Annotated in this window: 1 pseudogene; it reads left to right on the forward strand. The window is 37.9% G+C overall.

The features are described from left to right. Positions 1-506, forward strand: a pseudogene (locus tag ACFIK6_RS10340) (hypothetical protein); the annotation flags it as partial.

The raw sequence follows: 506 nt of genomic DNA on the forward strand, positions 1-506 counted from the left end.
CAATCACAAAAAGAGTTGAATGTTGCATCAAAAGCAACAGAACGAGAACCATACCTTGCTGCTTATACGGATAACTCTAATCTAGAACAGAAGGTGCTAAGCGCTCTTAGAAATAAAAAATCTTATGTTGATATGTTTAAAAAATTAAACTGTCGTTTAGCATCTATTTATAAAGATCCGCAAGAGGCTGCGCTTAGGATTGAGCAAACAATTTTAGCGGGTAAAGGCGATAAACTTCCTGATATTCTAGCTAAGTCTCCAGAGAGAGCTGGTGAGCTGCGTGGATCAGATCGTTTAATCGATAAACTCAAATCTACAGGAAAAGAACGAAAAGAAGCGCTTTACAATGTTCCTCTTGCTGTCTCTACTATGAGAGCGCTTCAATCCTTTTATAAGAATTCTTATGAGACACATATGGATAGTTTTACGCGGGAGCGTGAACAGTTAAAAGTAGAGGTTCCGTCACTTTCACAAGAAGCAGTGACTTTTATGAAAAATGTTGAAGC

The sequence above is a fragment of the Bartonella sp. AS69XJJH genome (assembly GCF_042195585.1).
GTDB lineage: Bacteria > Pseudomonadota > Alphaproteobacteria > Rhizobiales > Rhizobiaceae > Bartonella.